This is a genomic window from Nocardioides albidus (assembly GCF_006335005.1).
GTDB lineage: Bacteria > Actinomycetota > Actinomycetes > Propionibacteriales > Nocardioidaceae > Nocardioides > Nocardioides albidus.
On the sequence record NZ_VDMP01000014.1, the window covers coordinates 48,340 to 68,376 of the forward strand.

Annotated in this window: 19 protein-coding genes and 1 pseudogene; 7 read left to right on the top strand and 13 right to left on the bottom strand. The window is 73.2% G+C overall.

What is annotated here, in order from left to right; all coding sequences use genetic code 11:
• The 4 genes from FHP29_RS02410 to FHP29_RS02425 all read right to left on the bottom strand — a co-directional run.
• The coding region (locus FHP29_RS02410) for an AMP-binding protein (RefSeq protein ID WP_139621343.1) at positions 1-206 on the bottom strand (206 nt) is incomplete at its 3' end.
• 97 nt (positions 207-303) lie between these two features.
• A complete protein-coding gene (locus FHP29_RS02415) occupies positions 304-1,206 on the bottom strand; it encodes a phosphoribosylaminoimidazolesuccinocarboxamide synthase (protein WP_139621275.1) in 903 nt (300 codons plus the stop codon).
• A gap of 14 nt (positions 1,207-1,220) precedes the next feature.
• Positions 1,221-2,246, bottom strand: coding sequence for a hypothetical protein (locus FHP29_RS02420; protein ID WP_139621276.1), 1,026 nt, complete (start codon positions 2,244-2,246; stop codon positions 1,221-1,223).
• On the bottom strand, positions 2,243-2,809 hold the full coding sequence (locus tag FHP29_RS02425; protein ID WP_139621277.1) for an RNA polymerase sigma factor: 567 nt from the start codon (positions 2,807-2,809) through the stop codon (positions 2,243-2,245). Before FHP29_RS02425 ends, FHP29_RS02420 begins: the two co-directional genes overlap by 4 nt.
• A gap of 94 nt (positions 2,810-2,903) precedes the next feature.
• On the opposite strand from FHP29_RS02425, the gene FHP29_RS02430 reads away from it, so the two are divergent.
• A complete protein-coding gene (locus FHP29_RS02430) occupies positions 2,904-3,887 on the top strand; it encodes a sulfotransferase family protein (RefSeq protein ID WP_139621278.1) in 984 nt (327 codons plus the stop codon).
• Here the strand turns inward: FHP29_RS02430 and FHP29_RS02435 are convergent.
• Positions 3,871-4,764 (bottom strand): hypothetical protein, encoded by an 894-nt coding sequence (locus tag FHP29_RS02435; RefSeq protein ID WP_139621279.1) that lies wholly within the window; start codon positions 4,762-4,764, stop codon positions 3,871-3,873. The two genes, FHP29_RS02430 and FHP29_RS02435, sit on opposite strands and share 17 nt — an antisense overlap.
• Positions 4,765-4,859: 95 nt before the next feature.
• Here FHP29_RS02435 and FHP29_RS02440 point away from each other — a divergent pair, with 95 nt between their 5' ends.
• A complete protein-coding gene (locus FHP29_RS02440; protein WP_139621280.1) occupies positions 4,860-5,222 on the top strand; it encodes a hypothetical protein in 363 nt (120 codons plus the stop codon).
• Positions 5,222-5,540: pseudogene (locus FHP29_RS02445) on the top strand (antibiotic biosynthesis monooxygenase family protein). Before FHP29_RS02440 ends, FHP29_RS02445 begins: the two are co-directional and overlap by 1 nt.
• On the opposite strand, the gene FHP29_RS02450 reads toward FHP29_RS02445, so the two are convergent.
• From FHP29_RS02450 to purD, 5 genes are all read right to left on the bottom strand, one after another.
• The gene (locus FHP29_RS02450; protein ID WP_205013817.1) at positions 5,527-5,916 is read right to left on the bottom strand and encodes an SRPBCC family protein; all 390 of its coding nucleotides are present in this window, start codon (positions 5,914-5,916) and stop codon (positions 5,527-5,529) included. The pseudogene FHP29_RS02445 and the gene FHP29_RS02450 overlap by 14 nt on opposite strands.
• Positions 5,917-5,924: 8 nt before the next feature.
• Complete coding sequence (gene purB / locus FHP29_RS02455; protein ID WP_240044254.1) at positions 5,925-7,355, bottom strand: adenylosuccinate lyase; 1,431 nt, start codon at positions 7,353-7,355, stop codon at positions 5,925-5,927.
• A 127-nt stretch (positions 7,356-7,482) separates the two neighbouring features.
• Positions 7,483-7,986: a GNAT family N-acetyltransferase gene (locus FHP29_RS02460; RefSeq protein ID WP_139621283.1), complete on the bottom strand. Its 504-nt coding sequence runs from the start codon at positions 7,984-7,986 to the stop codon at positions 7,483-7,485.
• Positions 7,987-8,061: 75 nt separating this feature from the next.
• Positions 8,062-8,574: a GNAT family N-acetyltransferase gene (locus tag FHP29_RS02465; protein WP_139621284.1), complete on the bottom strand. Its 513-nt coding sequence runs from the start codon at positions 8,572-8,574 to the stop codon at positions 8,062-8,064.
• Positions 8,567-9,838 carry a phosphoribosylamine--glycine ligase gene (gene purD, locus FHP29_RS02470; RefSeq protein ID WP_139621285.1) on the bottom strand — a complete coding sequence of 424 codons (1,272 nt, stop codon included), beginning with the start codon at positions 9,836-9,838 and terminating at the stop codon, positions 8,567-8,569. Before purD ends, FHP29_RS02465 begins: the two co-directional genes overlap by 8 nt.
• A 156-nt stretch (positions 9,839-9,994) precedes the next feature.
• Between purD and FHP29_RS02475 the strand changes: the two genes are divergently transcribed.
• The gene (locus FHP29_RS02475; protein WP_139621286.1) at positions 9,995-12,055 is read left to right on the top strand and encodes a serine/threonine-protein kinase; all 2,061 of its coding nucleotides are present in this window, start codon (positions 9,995-9,997) and stop codon (positions 12,053-12,055) included.
• Positions 12,056-12,060: 5 nt separating this feature from the next.
• Here the strand turns inward: FHP29_RS02475 and FHP29_RS02480 are convergent, their stop codons facing one another.
• From FHP29_RS02480 to FHP29_RS02490, 3 genes are all read right to left on the bottom strand, one after another.
• Complete coding sequence (locus FHP29_RS02480; protein WP_240044255.1) at positions 12,061-13,944, bottom strand: PAS domain S-box protein; 1,884 nt, start codon at positions 13,942-13,944, stop codon at positions 12,061-12,063.
• Between the two features lie 139 nt (positions 13,945-14,083).
• A complete protein-coding gene (locus tag FHP29_RS02485; protein ID WP_139621288.1) occupies positions 14,084-15,367 on the bottom strand; it encodes an adenylosuccinate synthase in 1,284 nt (427 codons plus the stop codon).
• A 248-nt stretch (positions 15,368-15,615) separates the two neighbouring features.
• Positions 15,616-17,055: a carboxyl transferase domain-containing protein gene (locus tag FHP29_RS02490; RefSeq protein WP_139621289.1), complete on the bottom strand. Its 1,440-nt coding sequence runs from the start codon at positions 17,053-17,055 to the stop codon at positions 15,616-15,618.
• A 69-nt stretch (positions 17,056-17,124) separates the two neighbouring features.
• Between FHP29_RS02490 and FHP29_RS02495 the strand changes: the two genes are divergently transcribed.
• The 3 genes from FHP29_RS02495 (at position 17,125) to FHP29_RS23060 (ending at position 19,951) form a co-directional block, all read left to right on the top strand.
• Complete coding sequence (locus FHP29_RS02495) at positions 17,125-18,015, top strand: diacylglycerol/lipid kinase family protein (RefSeq protein WP_240044256.1); 891 nt, start codon at positions 17,125-17,127, stop codon at positions 18,013-18,015.
• Positions 18,016-18,034: 19 nt separating this feature from the next.
• A complete protein-coding gene (gene lysS, locus FHP29_RS02500) occupies positions 18,035-19,732 on the top strand; it encodes a lysine--tRNA ligase (protein ID WP_139621290.1) in 1,698 nt (565 codons plus the stop codon).
• A gap of 90 nt (positions 19,733-19,822) precedes the next feature.
• Complete coding sequence (locus tag FHP29_RS23060; protein WP_275669412.1) at positions 19,823-19,951, top strand: hypothetical protein; 129 nt, start codon at positions 19,823-19,825, stop codon at positions 19,949-19,951.
• Positions 19,952-20,037: the final 86 nt, after the last annotated feature.

Consider the following 20,037-nt stretch of genomic DNA (forward strand, 5'->3'; position numbering starts at 1 on the left):
TAGATGATCGTGAAGTAGGGCAGGTTCGGGCAGCTCAGCGCCACCTTGTCGCCGGGCTGGATCCCGCGCGAGACCAGCAGGTTGGCGACCTGGTTGGCCGCGCCGTCGACCTGCGGGTAGGACAGCCGGGCGTCCCCGAAGACGATGGCCGTGCGGTCGGGATAGGACTGGGCGCTGTTCTCGAGGAACTCGGCGAGGTTCGTCATGGCGCACAACCTACTGGCCGGTCGTGACCGTGGTCACTGGTCGCCGGACCAAGACGGTCCGACGAGCCCTGTGCCCGGGACCAACCCCGGAGGTGGATCAGAAGCTCTCGCCGGTGAGGCGCTCGTAGGCCTCGATGTAGCGGCTGCGGGTGCGCTCGACGACCTCGGCCGGGAGCGACGGCGGGGCCTCGCCGGAGGCCTTGTCCCAGCCGCTGTCGGGCGAGAGCGCCCAGTTGCGCACGATCTGCTTGTCGTACGACGGTTGCGCGCGCCCGGGCTGCCAGTCGTCGGCGGGCCAGTAGCGGGACGAGTCGGGCGTCAGCACCTCGTCGGCGAGCACGATCCTGGCGGGGTCGGCGCTCGACGTACCGAACTCGAACTTGGTGTCGGCGAGCAGGATCCCGCGCTCGCGGGCGATCTCCTCGGCGCGGCCGTAGACCTGCAGGGTCAGCTCACGCAGCGCGGCGGCGGCCTCGGCGCCGACGGTCGCGGCCACGGCGTCGTAGGAGACGTTCTCGTCGTGGTCGCCGAGCTCGGCCTTGGTGGCGGGCGTGAAGATCGGCTCGGGCAGGCGGCTGCCGTCCTCGAGGCCGGCCGGGAGGGCGATGCCGCACACCTCCCCGGTGGCGCGGTAGTCCAGCAGTCCGGATCCGGTGAGGTAGCCGCGGGCGACGCATTCGACGGGGAACATGGCGAGCCGCTCGCAGACCACCGCCCGGCCGCGGACGGCGTCGGGGACCTCGGTCGAGACGATGTGGTTGGGCACCAGTGCGGCGAGCTGGTCGAACCACCACAGCGACATCCGGGTGAGGATCTCGCCCTTGTCGGGGATCGTCGTCTCCAACACGAAGTCGAAGATCGACAGGCGGTCGCTCGCGACCATCAGCAGCTTGCCGGCGTGCGGGCCCTCGGTGAGTTCGTAGAGGTCCCGCACCTTGCCGGAGTGGAGGTGGCGGGCCCCGGGGAGCTCCGGAGCGGGCGGGATGTTCGCGAGCGTCACGGGGATGAGCCTAGTCAGTCGTCGCAGCCGAGCCCCCCGTCGAGGGCGTCCGCCAACATCTCGTCGTCCCGGGGCCGCGGGGCGCCGGCGGCGACGATGTCGGCGTACTCCCAGACGGCGTCGGACCAGCCGCCGTCGGCGGCGATCTCCTTCAGCGCGGACCAGGCGCGGGCCGCGCCGAGCGCGCTCCGGGCCTGATCGACCAGCTCGGTCCGCCCGGTCTCCCGTCCCTTGCGGAAGCGCTCGATCCAGGCGCAGGTCACCGTGCCGGTCACGTCGGCGATGAGGTGGTAGCGCGAGAGCTCGTGGCTCGTGATCGAGGCGGGGTCGAACCCGTCCGGCAGCGGGATGTCGGCGAGGATGCCCTGAACGGCTGCCGGGCGCTCCGCGTCGACGACGGCCTCGTCCGGCAGCGACTGCTGGAAGCCCTTCTCGTCGACCAGGGTCAGCTCGCCGAGCAGCGCGCGGAACGCCGCCTCCTTCATGCCCGAGCCGCGAACCTCGAGTGTGTAGCCGTCGGCCACCGGGCGGATCACTGTGTGATCGCGTCGGCTGTAGGCCCACATGAGCGACGTCCTCCCGAGCAGGTCGATCTCGACCGGCGTGCCGATGTCGTTGCGGTCGGCGACATAGGAGGCGTAGCTGTCGGCGGGGCGCCAGTGCACGTCGAGCTGCCGGCCGTCCTTCTCGTACGACAGCTCGCCGCCGTGGTCGGGGTGGTCCTGCACGTTGCGGACCGTCCACCCCGGCGCGGTCAGCACCGCCCGGCCGCCGGTGGCCGTCGGCGTAGCCGGCGCACTGGCGACCGGCGCCGAGGCGCGACCACCGCCGTCGCGCTGCAGACCGAGCCAGGCGGTTCCGCCGACCACGGCCAGGACGGCGGCCACGGCGATCAGGACGGGGGCGAAGCTGCGCCGGCGTACCGGGGCGGGGTCGGGGGTCTCGACGGGGGCCAGGGTCATGATCTCCTCCAGGAGCTCGGCGCGACCCTCGCGGATGGGGAGCCGAGCGACGCCGGCGTCGGTGATCGGGTGGCTCATCGGTGCCCTTCCTTCCGGGTCGTCGTGACGGGTTCGCTGGGGAGATGTCCGGCGGCGGGCGGATCGTTGCCGAGCAGTGCGCGCAGCCGCGAGCGCGCCCGCGACAGCCGAGGTCGTACGACGGCCGTCGGGAGCCCGAGCACCTCCGCGATCTCGCGCGGCTCGAGCCCCTCCCACAGATGGAGCCGGAGGACCTCCTCGTCGCGGGCGCTGAGCCGCCCCATCGCGGCCGTCACGTCGGCACGGTGGACCACCTCGTCGGCCAGGTCCGCGACGGCGGGCCCGAGCTGACAGCGCAGTCGCTGGCCCAGCGCGACCCGGCGGCCGTCGCCGCGGCGCTGGTTGGCGAGGGTGCGCCGCGCGACGCCGTACAGCCACGGCCGGGCGCTGTCCCCCGGCGGCACGTGCCCGAGCCGCCGCCAGGCGACCAGGAAGGTGTCGGCCGTGACGTCGGCCGCGTCCTCGGGGCGGTCGCAGCGGCGCAGGGCGAACCCGAGGACCGCGTCGAAGTGCGCGTCGTACAGGCGGCGGAAGTCGTCCTCCCGGGCGGGGGTGTCCCTCATGCCTCTCCCATGTCCGGATCCAGGGCGATCGTTGCACCGCGTTCATATGAGTATCTACACTGATTTACAAGACATTCGACGCCAGGAGACGCACATGGCCCGGGAACCCCGCCCCGACTTCCTGCTCATCGGCGCCCCCAAGGCCGGCACGAGCGCGCTCCACCTCGCTCTCGCCAGCCATCCCGACGTCTTCGTCACGACACCGAAGGAGCCGAAGTTCTGGCTCTGCGAGGGCGCTCCCCCGCCGCACTGGGGCGGCCCCGGGGACCGCCACTCCCAGCGGGAGTGGATCTGGCGTGCGGAGGAGTACGCCGACCTGTTCCGGCCGGCGCCGGCGGATGCGATCCGCGGCGAGAGCACGCCCTTCTACCTCTGGCACCGCGGCGCCCAGCGCCGGATCGCCGACGCACTGCCCGGCGTCCGGCTCGTCGCGGTGGTGCGCGACCCCATCGACCGCGCCTACAGCAACTGGATGCACCTGTGGTCCGACGGCCTCGAGCCGGAGGCCGACTTCGAGACCGCGTTCGGGCTCGAGGAGGCCCGGGTCGCGGCCGGGCACGCACCCTTCTGGCGCTACCGCGACCTCGGTCTGTACGGCGAGCAGCTGCGCGATCTGGTCAAGCTGGTCGACCCCGCGCGGATCCTGGTGGTCCGGTACCGCGACATCGTGGACCGTCCCGCGGAGACGGTCGACCGCGCCTGCCGCTTCCTCGGCATCCGCGAGGGCCTGGTGACCACGATCCCGCGCGACAACTCCCGGCCGTACGTCGCTCCCGGGTGGCGGCCCCGCCTCCTCGGCCCGGTCGTGCGCGCCGGCGCGCGGGCCGGGCAGTTCGCGCCCCCGCAGGCGTGGCGCCGGGCGAGCGTGCCGGTCGTCGCACAGCTGCAGACCCGCGACGCGCTCCGACCCTCGCTGAGCGCCGAGCAGCGGGCCCGGCTGCTGCCGGCCTTCGCCGACGACGTCCGGCTGCTGACCGAGATCACCGGCGAGGACTTCTCCGACTGGCTCTCGACCCGCGACCGCGGGTCGTTCGCCCAGCGCAGCACCGTCCGCGCACCGGTCAGCGCACCACGGTGACCAGGTCGTGCGCCCCGTCGGCGCGGGCGGCCTCGACGTAGAACCGGGTCCGCCCGTCCGGGAGCGGTACGGCGGACGCGTAGCGCCAGGCGCCGTCGCCGTACGGCGACCTGAGAGGCGGGGCGTCGGCGGCGACCAGGCGGGTGCCGTCCCACGTGGCGATCCCAGTGGTCTCGAACCAGTTGGACGCGGCGTCCGGCCGGCCGTCGTACAGGACCGTCAGGGGACCGCCTGCGCCCGGGCGCAGCACGGTGGTCACCCGGGCGCCGCGCGCGTCCCACTCCCCCGGGCGGCCGGCGAGGACCTCGCCCCGGTCAGCCCACTCGAGACCGTCGTCACTGCGGAGCAGGCGGGTGGTCATCCGGTCCTCGTGCCCCGGCTCGGTGAGCGGGTGGCAGCACAGCCACATCGCCCAACCGGTGGGGCCGTGCGTGACGACCGGGTCCTTGACGGCGACCGCGGCGTCGCCGGGGAGGACGACCCGCCGCTCCCCGGCGGGCAGGGCCTCGGGCGTGGCGGCGGTGAGGCTGTCGACCCACCAGTGCTTCGACCCGGGTGTCGCACAGGACAGGTAGAGCCGCCAGCCCCCGGCGGGCACGGGCACCAGCACCGGTCGCTCGAAGGACTCGCAGCCGAACATGTCCCGATGCACCTCGGCGACCGTCTCGAACCGCTCACCGTCGTCCGAGCGGGCCACGACCACGGTCACGCCGCGTCCCTCGTCGAGCGGGCGGCGCACCCGGTAGGTCAGCCAGAAGGTCCCGTGGACCAGCACGGCGCTCGCGGCGCCGGCCCAGTTGCCGGCCCCTGCGGCCGGGGCGGGTACGACGACGCGCGCGTCGTCGTACGTCGGGACGGCGAGGGCACCCAGAGTCATGGGTGGCAATGATACTTCACAAAGTCGATCGACTTTGACAATCGATGAGAGGGGGTGCCCATCGAGACGACGAGGACGGGTGGCAGAGTGGCGCCATGACGGAGTCCGCGCAGCCGCTCATCGACAGCTCCTCCTTCGCCCCCGGGCCGGTGATCTGGGAGGACGACATCTGGGTCCTCGCCCGCCACGACGCCGGTGGCGCGCTCGGCCTGAGCCTGCTCCACCGCGAGCCCGAGGGTCTCGGCCAGCTCGACGACGACCACGCCTCCCAGCTCGGCCGGATCGGCAACCGCATCATCCGGATCATCGAGCACCTCCCGGAGGCCGGCACGGTCGCCCTCGGGCGCATCGCCGGCGAGCGCGTGTGCCTGACCTTCGAGGTGACCGGCGTCCCCGAGGAGCGCCTGCACGACGTCGCGACGAAGCTCGCGAACTGGGGCGGAGAGGCGCGCGTGTGATGTCGGTCGTCAAGATCAACGCCATCCAGGTCCCCCCCGAACGCCGGTCCCGAGCTGGAGAAGAGGTTCGCCGCTCGCGCGGGTGCGGTCGAGGGCGCGCCCGGCTTCCTCGGCTTCCAGCTGCTGCGGCCCACGGCCGGCGAGGAGCGCTACTTCGTCGTCACCCACTGGGCCGACGAGGAGTCCTTCGCGGCGTGGCGCGACGGGGACGCCCGCGCCGCCCATGCCACGCCGGAGGGCGAGGCGCCCCGCAAGCCGGTCTCCACGGGCGCGAGCCTGCTGGAGTTCGAGGTCGTGCTGGACGTCAAGCCGAGCTGACCAGGCGGGCCGCTCGGCGCAGGTCGGCCGCGACGGCCGGCCGGGCGACGGCGCTGATCAGCCGTCCCAGCGCGAGTCCGCGGACCTCGAAGTCCGCGCTGACCAGGCAGGCCCGCTCGCCCACCGGCTCGAAGCGGAGCTCCAGGCGGGCACGGAAGGGCCCCTGGACGCCCTCCTCCGCCCAGCGGTACGGCGGCTCGGACGCCGTCGTCCGCATCCGGGCGCGCACGCCGGGGACGACGGTCACGTCGGTCCACGCGGCACCCTGCCGTCGTACGTCGGCCACCGCGCGCAGGGAGGACTGCCAGTCCGGACGGTTCCGGGGGTCGGCGAGGTAGCCGAACGCCCGGTCCGCGGGGACCGGGAACCTCACCACGACCGGACTCAGAGGATCGCGCCCGGGTTGTAGGCAGCGGCCTGCGGGTGGGCCTCGACGATCGCGGCCACCCGCCGGCAGACCTCCTGGGTCTGCGCGACGGCGGCGCCGGTGAAGGTGATCGGCTCGGCGACGAGCGACGCGAGCTGGTCGGTGGTCAGGCCGAGGCGCTCGTCGGCGGCGAGCTTGGCGAAGACGTCGTTCTCGGCCTGGCCCTGGCGCATCGCGAGGGCGGTGCCGACGGCGGCCTCCTTGATCGCCTCGTGCGCGCTCTCGCGGCCCACGCCGTTGCGCACCGCGGCCATCAGCACCTTGGTGGTGGCGAGGTAGGGCAGGTAGCGGTCCAGCTCACGCTGGATCACCGCCGGGAACGCACCGAACTCGTCGAGCACGGTGAGGAAGGTCTGGAACAGCCCGTCGACGGCGAAGAACGCGTCGGGCAGCGCGACGCGGCGTACGACGGAGCAGGAGACGTCGCCCTCGTTCCACTGGTCGCCGGCGAGCTCGCCGACCATGGAGAGGTAGCCGCGGGTGACGACGGCGAGGCCGTTGACCCGCTCGCACGAGCGGGTGTTCATCTTGTGCGGCATCGCGGACGAGCCGACCTGGCCCTCCTTGAAGCCCTCGGTGACGATCTCGTTGCCGGCCATCAGCCGGATCGTGGTGGCGAGGTTGGACGGCGCCGCGGTCAGCTGGACCAGCGCGGACAGCACGTCGAAGTCGAGCGAGCGCGGGTAGACCTGGCCGACGCTGGTGAGGACCCGGTCGAAGCCGAGGTGGTGAGCGACCCGCTGCTCGAGCTCGCTGAGCTTGGTCTCGTCGCCACCGAGCAGGTCGAGCATGTCCTGGGCCGTGCCCATCGGGCCCTTGATGCCGCGCAGCGGGTAGCGGCCGAGCAGGTCCTCGATCCGCTCGACGGCGATCATCAGCTCGTCGGCGACCGTGGCGAAGCGCTTGCCGAGGGTGGTCGCCTGCGCGGCGACGTTGTGGCTGCGGCCGGCCATGACCGTGGCCTCGTGCTCGGCGGCGAGCCGGGCGAGCCTCGCCAGGGTCGCGATCGCGCGGTCGCGCAGCAGCTCGAGGGACTGCTTGACCTGCAGCTGCTCGACGTTCTCGGTCAGGTCGCGGCTGGTCATGCCCTTGTGGATGTGCTCGTGCCCGGCGAGGGCCGCGAACTCCTCGATCCGTGCCTTCACGTCGTGGCGGGTGACCCGCTCCCGGGCCGCGATGGAGTCGAGGTCGACCTTCTCCACCACGGCCTCGTAGGCCTCGACCACCCCGTCCGGCACGTCGATCCCGAGGTCCCTCTGCGCCTGGAGCACGGCGATCCACAGCTGCCGCTCGAGGACGATCTTGTGCTCGGGCGACCAGATCTGCGCGAGGTCGGCGGCGGCGTAGCGGGTGGCCAGGACATTGGGCACGACGTTCGGGGCGGTCACGGGGGTCGATTCTCCCATGCCGGCCTCGTCATGTAACTCGGTGTTCGTGCGACTACCACGGGGTCCTGACCGGTCAGGAGTCCGTGGTAGTCGCACGAACACCGAGTTACATGACCCGCCCGCCGAGTCAGCGCGGCGGCCGGACGAGCACCAGCTCGCCGTCCTCGGTGCTGCCGCGCACGGCGGTGAAGCCGGCCTTGGCGGCGACCCGCAGGCTGGCGGCGTTGTCGGGCGCGACCGACGCCCGGACGCGTACGCCGGCCGCGTCGGCCCGGGCGAGCAGGGCACCCAGCGCCTCGGTGGCGAGGCCGTACCCGCGTGCCGCGGCCACGAGGCCGTAGCCCACCTCGACCTCGGGCACGTCGTCGGCCGCGGGCTCGGGCGGGCCGAAGAAGCCGATCGAGCCGATCACGAGCCGCTGCTTGAGCGACACGATCGAGCGGGGACCCCAGGGGTCGCCGTCGCGCCACAGGGTGGCGGCGCCGAGGTCGTCCTCGCGGGGGAAGTCGGGGTGCCAGCCCGAGAGCCGCTCCCCCGAGCGGATCGCCGTCACGGTCGGCTCGTCCCAGAGCACCAGCGCCAGCCGCTCGGTGACCACGCCGGCGGGTGCCTGTTCGACGGACTCAGCCATGGCGCAACTGTGCCACCGCCCGGCCTCTCACCCGTCGAGGAGGTCGAGCGGGCCGCCGCGATCGGGTCGTGTGTCTCAGGAGCCGAGCATCCGCTGCCACCATACGACGTCGATCCAGCGGTCGAACTTGCGGCCGACCTCGCGCAGGACGCCCTGCCGCTCGAACCCGCAGGCTCGGTGCAGGCCCTCGCTGGCGTCGTTGGGCAGGGCGATGCAGGCCAGCGCGGTCCGCATGCCGCCGGCCTCCATCCGGGCCAGGAGGTCGGCGTACAGCAGGCGGCCGACGCCGCGGCCGGTGGCGGCCGGGTCGAGGTAGACGGTGACCTCGCGGGTCCGGTCGTAGGCGCCGCGCTCGCGGTAGGGCCCGGAGTAGGCGAACCCGAGCACCGTTCCTCCCGCGTCGGCGACGAGGAAGTGGTCGCCCGGGTGGCGCGAGGCGAGCTTGTCCTCCCACCGCGCCCGCGGCGGCGGCTCGGTGTCGAAGGTGGCGTGGCCCTCGCGGACCTCGCGGGCGTAGATCGCCGCCACGGCGTCGAGGTCTGCATCCGCCGCGGAGCGGACGACGAGCCGCTCGGCCGGCTCACTCATCGGTCAGCGAGGCGCCCTCGACCACCCCGAGCGGCTCGGCGGCGATGTCCGAGCGGCGCTGCATGCCCGGGAAGTCGATCAGGTCGGCCGCGGCGTAGGCACGGGACCGGGCGTCGGCGATGTCGTACCCGACCGCCCTCACGGCGAGGACCCGCCCGCCGGCGGTGACCAGCGAGTCGCCGGAGAGGGCGGTGCCGGCGTGGATCACGTCGACGTCGGCGACCCCGTTGGCGCGTCCCACCCCGGTGACGACGTCGCCCTTGGAGGACGACTCCGGGTAGCCGGCGGAGGCGAGGACCACGGTCACGGAGGCGCCGTCGCGGAAGCGCGGCGGCTCGACCTCGTGCAGGCGCCCGGTGGCCGCGGCGTGCAGCAGCGCGCCGAGCGGCGAGTCGAGGAGCGCCAGCACGGGCTGGACGTCCGGGTCGCCGAAGCGGCAGTTGAACTCGATGACCCGCGGGCCGGCGGCGGTGAGGGCGAGGCCGACGTAGAGGCAGCCCACGAACGGCGCGCCCCGACGCGCCATCTCGTCGAGCGTCGGCTGCACGACCGTGTCGATCACGGTGGCGGCGAGGTCCGCCGGCGCCCACGGCAGCGGCGAGTACGAGCCCATGCCGCCGGTGTTGGGCCCGCGACCCCCGTCGCGGATGCGCTTGAAGTCCTGGGCCGGCTGGAGCGGGTACGCCGTGGCGCCGTCACAGACCGCGAAGAGCGACACCTCCGGTCCGTCGAGGAACTCCTCCACGACGACACGCCCGCAGGCGGCCGCGTGGGCCAGGGCCTCGGCGCGGTCGCGGGTGACCACGACGCCCTTGCCGGCGGCGAGCGCGTCGTCCTTGACGACGTACGGCGCCCCGAACCCGTCGAGCGCGGCGGCGACCTCCTCCGAGGTGGTGCAGGTGCGGGACCCGGCCGTCGGCACGCCGGCCGCGGCCATCACCTCCTTGGAGAAGGCCTTGGAGCCCTCGAGCATCGCGGCCTCCCTCGAGGGACCGAACACCGCGATCCCGGCGTCGCGCACCGCGTCGGCGACGCCCGCGACGAGCGGCGCCTCCGGTCCGACGACGACGAGGTCGGCGCCGACCTCGCGGGCGAGCGCGGCCACCGACGCGCCGTCCATCGGGTCGACGTCGTGGAGCGTCGCGAACGCACCGATGCCCGGGTTGCCGGGGGCGGCGTGGACCTCGCTCACCCCCGGGTCGCGGGACAGTGCCAGGGCGAGCGCGTGCTCGCGGCCGCCGGTGCCGATGACGAGGGTCTTCACGAGCGCCGATCCTAGGTCTCCGGGGCCCGGAGGCCTGAAAGTGCGCGGGGCAGGAAGCCGGTGGCCGGGCCAGACCGGGCCGGATGGTGGAATGACCCGGGGTCCGCGCCCGGCCGGCGCACCCCTCGAACGATCACTCAACTCGGGGGAGATCCCATGCGCGTTCCCAACGTCGGCGACCAGTTCGGCCGCTACCGCCTCGACCGGGTGCTCGGCCAGGGCGGGATGGGCGTCGTCTTCGCCGCGACCGATCCCCGCCTGCGCCGCACGGTCGCCCTCAAGGTCATCACCGGCACCCTGGCGCAGTCAGCGGAGTTCCGCGAGCGCTTCCAGGCCGAGGCGGCCGCGCTCGCCCGTCTCGACTCGCCGCACGTCATCGCGATCCACGACCACGACGAGGTGGACGGGACGCCGTACATCGTCACCCAGTACGTCGACGGGCGCGACCTGTGGAGCTGGCTGCGCGAGCACGGCGCGATGCCCGCCCGCCAGGCGCTGCAGCTGTGCGCCCAGCTCGCCCGCGGCCTCGCCGACGCCCACCGGGCGGGGGTCGTGCATCGCGACGTGAAGCCGTCGAACGTGCTCATCCGCGATCCCGGCACGGCCGACCAGCACGCCTACCTGTGCGACTTCGGCATCGCCCGCGCGGAGGGTGTCGAGGGCCCCGCCCCGACGGCGGCCGGCACGGTCGCGGGCACCGGGCCCTACCTGTCCCCCGAGCGCACCGAGGGGTTCCCGGCCACCCCCTCCAGCGACGTCTACGCCCTCGGCTGTGTGCTGTGGGCCTGCCTGACCGGCCACGAGCCCTATCGCGGCACCGACGTGCAGGTCGCGCTCGCCCATCAGCAGGCGCCCATCCCGCGGCTGCCGGGCGACTCCGCGTTCACCACGGACCTCAACGCGGTCATCGCCCGGGTGCTCGCCAAGGACCCGGCCCAGCGCTACCCGGACGCCACGTCCCTGCGCGAGGACCTCGAGCGTCTCGCCGCGGCGGCGCCGCCCGACACCGTCGAGGGACCACCGCCGCCGCCTCCCGCCCCCACAGCGATCCGCGCCGCCGGCGAGGGCCGGACCTCCCGGCGCTGGCCGCTCGCGGTCGCCTCGGTCGTGGCGCTCGCCCTCGTCGCGGGCCTGACCGGCTGGCTGGTCACCCGCGGCGACGGACCCGACGGCGACCGGACGAAGGGGAAGGAGGAGCCCGCCGCGGTGGCCGGCGACCTCACCGCGGACGGGTACGGCGACGTGCTGGTCCACCAGACCCGCTTCGAGTCGCTCAGCCCGCTCTCCGTGTGGACCGTCCCGTCGACCGGGCTGCAGTTCGGCTCGCCCCGGCGTGACGGTGCCGAGGTCGGCCTGCCCGTGTTCGCCGACGTCGACGGCGACCGTCGTACCGACGTGGTGTGGCTCGACGAGGACGACGACCGGATGAGCGTGGTCGTCATTCCCGCCGACGGCGAGCGGTGGACCACCGAGCTCGCCCTCGACCCGGCGTTCGACATCAAGCCCTACAACGCGGCGGCCGGGGACCTCGACGGGGACGGGCTGGACGACCTGATCCTCTACGGCGACGCCTCCGACGAGGCCGACGGCCTCTACGTCGCGCTGGCGGAGGACGAGGGGTTCGCGGCGCCCACGCAGTGGTACTCCTCGGAGCTCTCCGACAGCCTTCCCCTCACGGCCGACGTGGACGGCGACGGCAGGGTCGAGGTCGTCTACTTCGGGACCGACGCCCAGGACGCGGACGTGCTGCGCCTGCTGCGGCCCGAGGACGGCAAGCTCGTCACCGTCGCGGAGAAGGTGCTCGGCGGGGCGGGCGTCGCCCCGCTGCTGGCGCCGTGGCGCGTCGGCGACGTCGACGGGGACGGCGCTGACGAGCTCGTCGCCCCCAACGCCGCCGGGCGCGTCGTCTTCGTCTACGAGGTCGAGGACGACGCCTTCGCCCCGCGGACCCGCTGGCACACCACCCCGCGCAGCCTCGACGAGGCCCGCAAGTACCTCTACGACAGCGGAGTCGCCGGCGACGCGCTCAGCGACGTCGACGGGGACGGCGACGCCGACCTGGTGCAGCTGCGCCACACCGCCAACGACGGCGCCGCCGACGACGAGCTCGTCCTGTCCGTCCAGCTGTCCGACGGCTCGGCCTTCGGCGATCCCCAGACCTGGGGCTCGCTGGCCTGCGCGCCCGAGTGCGACGACGGGTTCAAGCTGGTCGACTGACCCGCTCAGGAACGCGGGATCTGCGGGCGCGCGGGAAGGTCGAGGACGAAGGAGGGACGGCCCGAGTCGTCCACGACGTAGCTCGCATCGCCGCCGTGCAGGCGGGCGATCTCGCGGACGAGGTAGAGCCCGATCCCGGTGCCGGCGGTCGGTCCGGCGTGGGCGAAGCGCTCGAAGACCCGGTCCGCGAGCCGCGCCTCGACGCCGGGGCCGGCGTCCCTGACGACGACCCGGATCCCCTCGGCGGTGCGCTCGCCGGTGATCTCGACCGGCGGGCGCCCGTGACGCACGGCGTTCTCGAGGAGGTTGTCGAGCGCCTGACCCACGCGGCCGGGGTCGGCGACGAACTCGACGTTCTGGTCGACGCGCAATGTGATCCGGGCCCTCGCGTGCGCGGCATGGACGCGGTCGACGGCCGTCGTCAGCGCGCCGGCCAGGGACATCGTCTCGGGGGTGAGCGCGAGAGCCTCGGCCTGGACGTCGGAGGCCGTGCCGAGGTCGGTGATCAGTCGCTGGAGACGGTTCGCGCTCGACGCCATCGCCTCGAGGACCTGCTCGCGCGCCTGCGCGTCGAGGTCGTCCCCGTCGCGCAGCATCGCGACCGCCCCGTCGATGACGGCCGCCGGGGTCCGCAGCTCGTGGGCGGTGACGGCCAGCAGGTGGGCCTGCTGGTCGAGAGCGCGCCGGCGCTCCTCCTCGTGCGCCCGCTGCTCGCTCTGGTCCCGGGTCACCTTGGCGAACCCGCGGTGCCGGCCGGACTCGTCGTACACGGCGGTGATGACCGCGCGGGCCCAGAAGGTGCTGCCGTCGCGGCGGATCCGCCAGCCCTCTTCGGTGTAGACGCCGTCGCGCAGCGCCAGCTCGAGGTTGTGCTCGGGATGACCGGACTCGCGCTGCTCGCGCGGGTAGAAGATCCGGAAGTGCCGCCCGACGATCTCGTCGGCGGGGTAGCCCTTGATGTACTCGGCGCCGGCGTTCCAGCTCGCGACCCGGCCGTCGACGTCGAGCATGAAGATGGCGTAGTCCTTGACGGCCGTCACCAGGAGGCGGAAGACCTCCTCGCTGCGGCGCAGCTCGAGCTCGGAGGTGACGTCCTGGACCTGGGCGAACGTGTAGAGCGGCTCGCCCCGGGAGTCGCGGACGGGCGTGAGCGTGACCCGCACGGTGCGGACGTCGTTCTCGCGCTCGACCGGGTGCTCGAAGGCGACGACGTCCTCGCCGCCCTCGGTGATCCGCGCCAGCGCGTCGTCGAGCTGGTCGCCGTGCTCGCGGGTGAGGACACCGTAGTCGAGCCCGACCAGGTTGAACGACGGCCGCCCGACCATCTCGATGAGCGCCCGGTTGGCCCGCACGATGCTGCCGTTGAGCGTCATCGTCGCCATGCCGATCGTGGCCTGGTCGAAGACCTCCCGGTAGCACTCGAGGTGCTCGTCGAGGACCCGCTGGTCGCGCGCGTCCGGGTCGTCGCCGCGCGCCAGGCGCAGCGGCCGGCTGCGCGGGCGGGGCGGCGTCGGTCCGTCGCCGGCATGGCTCCACAGCAGGTCGACCAGACTGTCGAGCGGCAGCGACTTCTCCGCGAAGGCGGTCGCCCCGAGCTCGCGGGCCCGGTCGGCGAGGCCCGCGGCCTGGAAGCCGGTGAACATGACGACCTTGGTGTCCGGGGAGACGGCCAGGACCAGGGGCAGGCACTCGAGACCGTCGAGGACGGGCATCGACGTGTCGAGCAGCATCAGGGTCGGCTGGTGCTCGTGGGCGAGCATCAGCGCCGCCCCGCCGTCTCCGCCCTCGGCGACGACGTCGAAGAGCTCGGACGCACGCAGGCGGGCGCCGACCAGCGCCCGCAGTTCCGGTGAGTCGTCGATGATCACCACGGACGGTCGCTCTGCCACGCCACCACCTTCAGTCCCCCGGGCCCCCACAGGCCCCTACGCAAGTCCCACGTCCGCTGTGCGGTGCCCACCGCGGACCATCCCATACGGGCGGGATCCGGAAAAGATCCGCGGATCCCGGCCGGATCCCGGCCAGGAGTCAGCGCAGGGGGTGCCGCACGACCGCCTGCTCGCGCTCCGGCCCGACGCCGACCACCGAGATCCGTGCCCCGGAGCGCTCCTCGACGAACTCGACGTAGGCCTGCGCGGCCTTCGGGAGATCCTCGAACGAACGGCAGCCCGAGATGTCCTCGGACCAGCCCGGGAGGTTCTCGTAGACCGGCACGGCGTGGTGGAAGTCGGTCTGGTTGACCGGCATCTCGTCGTGGCGGACCCCGTCGACGTCGTACGCGACGCAGACGGGGAGCTCGGCGAGCCCGGTCAGGGTGTCGAGCTTGGTGAGCACGAAGTCGGTGACGCCGTTGACCCGGGCGGCGTAGCGGGTGATGACGGTGTCCATCCAGCCGCAGCGCCGCGGGCGGCCGGTGGTGGTGCCGTACTCCCAGCCCGCCTTGCGCAGGAACTCGCCGTTCTCGTCGTGCAGCTCGGTCGGGAACGGGCCCTCGCCGACGCGGGTGGTGTAGGCCTTGGCGATCGCGATGACCTGGTCGATGCGGGTCGGCGGGATGCCGGTGCCGGTGCAGGCGCCGGCGGAGATCGCGCTGCTGGAGGTCACGAACGGGTAGGTGCCGTGGTCGACGTCGAGCAGGGTGGCCTGGCCGGCCTCCATCAGCACGACCTCGTCGCGGTCCAGCGCCTGGCTGAGCAGCAGACCCGTGTCGCAGACGTACGGCGCCAGCCGCTCCGCGTGGCTGCGCAGCTCCTCGACGGTCTGCTCGACCGACGGCGCGCGGCGGTTGTAGATCTTGGTGAGGATCTGGCCCTTGAGCTCGAGGGCGCCCTCGACCTTGGCGGCGAGGATCTTCTCGTCGAACAGGTCCTGGACGCGGATGCCGATCCGGTTCATCTTGTCGGCGTAGGTCGGCCCGATCCCGCGGCCCGTCGTACCGATCCGGCGCGACCCGAGGAAGCGCTCGGTGACCTTGTCGATGGTGCGGTTGTAGTCGGCGATGACGTGCGCGTTGGCGCTGAGCTTGAGCCTGCTGGTGTCGACCCCCCGGCCCTCGAGCCCGTCGATCTCCTGGAACAGCACGTCGATGTCGACGACGACGCCGTTGCCGATGACCGGCGTGCAGCCGGGGGTGAGGATGCCGCTGGGCAGCAGGTGGAGGGCGTACTTCTCGTCGCCGATGACGACGGTGTGGCCGGCGTTGTTGCCGCCGTTGAACTTGACGACGTAGTCGACCTGGCTGCCGAGGTGGTCGGTCGCCTTGCCCTTGCCCTCATCGCCCCACTGGGCCCCGACGATCACGATTGCGGGCATCTGCTCGCTCCTTCGCTCGGGACGGAGTCCCTCCGTCCCGCCTGATCGGAACGGCTGCTCGACGCACCCTTCGGTGGTTTGCCAGCAAGAAGCCCCGGCAAGGACCGGGGCTCTTGCGGGGGCACGCTACCAAAAGGTGGGGCGGCGCGGCGGGTCTGGCATGTAACTCGGTGTTACGGCGACTACCACGGTGTCCTGACCGGTCACGACACCGTGGTAGTCGCCGTAACACCGAGTTACATGCCCGCTCAGCCCGCGAGCCGCGCCGCGATCTCCGCCACCACGGCGCGCGCCAGCGTCTCGGCGGTGTCGTCGTCACGCTCGGGTACGACGCCGTGGACGTCGCCGTCGGCGAGGAGGTCGAGGGCGCCGACCTTCTGCTGGGCGGCCATCTCGGCGGCGTGGGACGGCTCGCCGTGGACGATGACGCTGGCGCCCTCGGGCGGGAGGGGGGAGAGCCAGGCGCGCTCGGTGGCGAGGACGGTGCGCGCGGGGAACAGGGCCAGCGCCCCTCCCCCGCAGCCCTGGCCGAGGATGACGGAGACGGTGGGCACGGTCATGGTGACCAGGCCGGCGAGGCAGCGGGCGATCTCACCGGCCATCGCACCCTCCTCGGCCGACTGCGACAGCTCGGCGCCGGGGGTGTCGACGACGGTGACCAGCGGCAGGCGCAGCTCCTCGGCGAGCTCCATCGCCCGCCGGGCCTCGCGCAGCGCCGCGGGGCCCATCGGCGTGGCGGGGCTCTGGCGGGAGCGGTCCTGGCCGACGAGCACGCACGGCTGGCCGTCGAGACGGGTCAGCGCGATCAGCACCGAGTCGTCGCGCTCGCCCTCGTCGGTGCCCTTGAGGCGCAGGGTGCTGGCGGCGCCGTACCGCAGCAGGTCGCGGACGCCGACCCGGTCCTCGGCGCGGGTCGCCTCGATGTCCTCCCACACCGGGTGGTCGAGGGTCGTTCCGGCAGCGACCGGGGTGCGGCGCTCGAGCGCGGGCGTCTCGGCGGGATCGACCAGGACGCCGAGGGCGCGGTCGACGAGCGTGGGGATGCTCTCCACCGGGATGACGGCGTCGATGACACCGTGCGCGGCGAGGTTCTCGGCCAACTGCACCCCGTCGGGGAAGCGCTCGCCGTTGAGCGCCTCGTAGACCTTCGGGCCGAGGAAGCCGACCAGCGCACCGGGCTCGGCGACGGTCACGTGGCCCAGCGAGCCCCACGAGGCGTAGACGCCGCCGGTGGTGGGATGGCGCAGGTGCACGAGGTAGGGCAGACCCGCGGCGCGGTGCTCCATCAGCGCCCGCGAGATCTCGACCATCTGCACGAACGCCCGGGTGCCCTCCTGCATCCGGGTCCCGCCCGAGGAGGTGCTCGCGAGGACCGGCAGTCCCTCCGCGGTGGCCCGGCGTACGGCGGCCGCGATCCGGGTCGCGGCGGCGACGCCGATGGAGCCGGCGAGGAAGCGGAACTCGTTGACGACGAACGCGACCGGCCGTCCGCGCACGGTGCCGCGGCCGGTCAGGACGGACTCGTCGGTGCCCGCCCTCTCCGTCGCCGCGCGCAGCTCCGCCTGGTAGTCCTCGCTGTGCCCGCTGATGTCGACCGGCGTGTCCCAGGACTCGTAGGAGCCGTCGTCGAGCACCAGGTCGATCATCTCGCGGGCGGTCCAGCGGCGGGGGGAGCTCAGGGCCGTCATGTCTCCAGATCCAATCACTCGCGAGGACGGCGTACGTCGGCAAGTTCTGCCGAAGCATAGGCTTCACGCGTGGCCACCCGACTCCTGCTCATCACCAACAGCGACGCGGGTACGGCGGACCAGGCGGCCGTCGACGCCGCGCTCGCCGTGCTGCGGGAGGGCGCCGAGGTCGAGGTCCGCGGCACCTCCTCCCCCGACGAGCTGGACGACGTGCTGTCCGAGGCGGGCGACCGGACGATCGTGGTGGCGGGCGGCGACGGCAGCATCCACGCCGTGATCCAGGCGCTGCACGGCCGCGGCGACCTGGCCGGGCGCACCCTGGCTCTCCTCCCGCTCGGGACGGGCAACGACTTCGCCCGCACCCTCGGCGTGCCGCTCGAGGCCGAGGAGGCCGCCCGGGCCCTGCTGGCCGGCAGCCCCCGGCCCACCGACGTCGTGGTCGACGAGCGCGACCAGGTGACCGTCAACAGCGTCCATGTCGGCGCCGGGGCGGAGGCCGGGAGGGCCGGAGCCCGCTGGAAGGCCCGGCTGGGCAAGGTCGGCTACCCGATCGGAGCCCTGCAGACCGCGCTCAACCCGCCGACCCTGCGGGTCCGGGTGGAGGTCGACGACGACGTGGTCGTGGATGTGGACCAGCCGGTGCTGATGGTGGCCGTCGGCAACGGCGCCTCGGTGGGCGGCGGCACCGAGCTGACCCCCGACGCCGACCCCCACGACGGCGTGGTGGACGTGATGATCGCCGCGCCGGCCGGCTCGCTGGCGCGACTGGGCTACCTGCTGCGCCTGCCGTTCGCACGCCACGAGGAGCACCGCGACGTGCGCATCGTGCGGGGCCGCGCGGTCCGGGTGAGCGGCACCCCGTTCGAGTGCAACAGCGACGGCGAGATCGACGGGCCGGTGGCCGAGCGCGCCTGGCGGGTCCTGCCGGCGGCGTACTCGATGGTGGTCCCGCCGCGCTAGCGCAATAGGCTTGCGAGCCGTGGCACGAGGACAGCGCGACCAGCAGCAGGACCCCGCCGACTGGGTGACCCGGACCGCCGACCTGGCGCTCCGGCACGCCGAGAAGGTCAACGGCGGCACCCTGCCCGATCTGGTCACCTGCGCGTCCGGCATCAGCCCGTCCGGGCCGATCCACCTGGGCAACCTGCGCGAGTTCCTGACCGTGCACTTCGTGGCCGAGGAGATCCGCCGCCGGGGCATCGACGTGCGTCACCTGCACAGCTGGGACGACTACGACCGCTTCCGCAAGGTGCCCGCGGGTGTCGACACCGCCTGGAACGAGCACATCGGTCGCCCGCTGTCGGCGGTCCCCGACCCGACCGGCGAGTTCGCCAACTGGGGCGAGCGCTACAAGGCCCCGCTGCGCGCCGCGCTCGTCGAGATGGGCTGCGACATGGTCGAGGTGTCGCAGACCGAGATGTATCGGGCCGGCACCTATCGCGAGCAGATCCTCACCGCGATCCGCAAGCGCGGCGAGATCGAGTCGGTGATGGCACGCTTCCGCACCAAGAAGACCGCCGACCCGGTCGAGGAGGGCGAGTCCACCGCCGAGGAGGACACCGGGCACGGCGCCAGCGAGGATCTCGCGCGCTTCCCCTACAAGCCCTACTGCCGCGGCTGCGGCCGCGACACGGTCACCCTCACGTCCTACGACGACGAGACGACCGATCTCGCCTACACCTGCGACGTGTGCGGCGACTCCCATGTCACCAATGTCGCCACCCAGGACGAGGGCAAGCTGGTCTGGAAGGTCGACTGGCCGATGCGCTGGACGTTCGAGGGGGTCCACTTCGAGCCCGGCGGCGTCGACCACGCGAGCCCCGGCTCGTCGTACACCGTCGGCAAGGAGATCGTCGGCCCGATCTTCGGCGGCACCGCGCCGTCGTTCGTCGGCTACTCGTTCGTCGGCGTGGCCGGCATGCCCAAGATGTCGTCGTCCAAGGGCGGGGTGCCCACCGCCGCCGAGGCGCTGCGGATCCTCGAGGCCCCGATCCTGCGCTGGCTCTACGCGCGCCGCCAGCCCAAGCAGGCCTTCAACGTCGACTTCGGCCAGGAGGTGCTGCGCCTGTACGACGAGTGGGACGCCCTGACGAAGAAGGCCGCGATCCCCGAGAAGCGCGACGCCGCCGTGCTCGCGTGGGAGCGGGCCTCGGCCACGTCGAGCGCCGGCACCCTGCCCACGCCGGCCGTCGTCGTACCGTTCCGGATGCTGTCGTCGGTCGCCGACGTCACCGCCGGCTCGCGGGAGATCACCGCGCGCACCGTCGGCGCCTCCGAGGCCGACCTCGAGCCGCGGCTGTCGAAGGCCGCGACCTGGATCACCGCGTACGTCGACCCCGAGGAGCGCACGACGGTCCGCGAGACCCCGGACGCGGAGCGACTCGGTTCGCTGTCGGAGCAGGAGTCGCTGTGGATCGGCCTGCTCGTCAAGCGGCTCGCCGCCGCCTACGAAGCGGCCGACCAGATCGACGCTCTCACGACGCTGATCTACGGCGTCCCGAAGCTGGGCCGCGGGCTGACGCTGGACGACGCACCGACCGACGAGGTGAAGGCCGACCAGAAGGCGTTCTTCCGACTGCTCTACGCGCTGCTCGTCGACGCCGAGCGCGGGCCGCGCCTGCCCACCCTGTTCGCGGCTCTGGGACACGACAAGGTGCGCTCGCTCCTCGTCCCTTGAGGTTCGTCCCCCGGGGAAATCTCCGAAACCGCGTGATGAACGCCACCGGATCGCGTCCGGTCAGGTGAACGTCTCGGACAAGGGAGATCCATGCGGACCAACGAAACGACCCACAAGCACCGTGGCCAGCGCGCGTCGAGGGCCAGCGACCTCCCGGTCGCCGCGGCGCTGGGCATCATCCTGCTGCTCGTCGCGGCCTATCTCGCGGTGCGGGGTTGACGTGCGGATCTGGCTGTCGTCGCTCACCGCCGCGATGAACGTGCTGGTCGTCGGCCCGGTGCGGCGGTTCGTGGGTCACTGAGAGG

Excerpts from the sequence above, each read along its gene's own strand:
- FHP29_RS02420 (WP_139621276.1), bottom strand. The coding sequence starts at position 2,246 with ATGAGCCACCCGATCACCGACGCCGGCGTCGCTCGGCTCCCCATCCGC.
- FHP29_RS02425 (WP_139621277.1), bottom strand. The coding sequence starts at position 2,809 with ATGAGGGACACCCCCGCCCGGGAGGACGACTTCCGCCGCCTGTACGAC.
- FHP29_RS02430 (WP_139621278.1), top strand. The coding sequence starts at position 2,904 with ATGGCCCGGGAACCCCGCCCCGACTTCCTGCTCATCGGCGCCCCCAAG.
- FHP29_RS02435 (WP_139621279.1), bottom strand. The coding sequence starts at position 4,764 with ATGACTCTGGGTGCCCTCGCCGTCCCGACGTACGACGACGCGCGCGTC.
- FHP29_RS02440 (WP_139621280.1), top strand. The coding sequence starts at position 4,860 with ATGACGGAGTCCGCGCAGCCGCTCATCGACAGCTCCTCCTTCGCCCCC.
- FHP29_RS02460 (WP_139621283.1), bottom strand. The coding sequence starts at position 7,986 with ATGGCTGAGTCCGTCGAACAGGCACCCGCCGGCGTGGTCACCGAGCGG.
- FHP29_RS02465 (WP_139621284.1), bottom strand. The coding sequence starts at position 8,574 with ATGAGTGAGCCGGCCGAGCGGCTCGTCGTCCGCTCCGCGGCGGATGCA.
- FHP29_RS02475 (WP_139621286.1), top strand. The coding sequence starts at position 9,995 with ATGCGCGTTCCCAACGTCGGCGACCAGTTCGGCCGCTACCGCCTCGAC.
- FHP29_RS02485 (WP_139621288.1), bottom strand. The coding sequence starts at position 15,367 with ATGCCCGCAATCGTGATCGTCGGGGCCCAGTGGGGCGATGAGGGCAAG.
- FHP29_RS02490 (WP_139621289.1), bottom strand. The coding sequence starts at position 17,055 with ATGACGGCCCTGAGCTCCCCCCGCCGCTGGACCGCCCGCGAGATGATC.
- FHP29_RS23060 (WP_275669412.1), top strand. The coding sequence starts at position 19,823 with ATGCGGACCAACGAAACGACCCACAAGCACCGTGGCCAGCGCGCGTCG.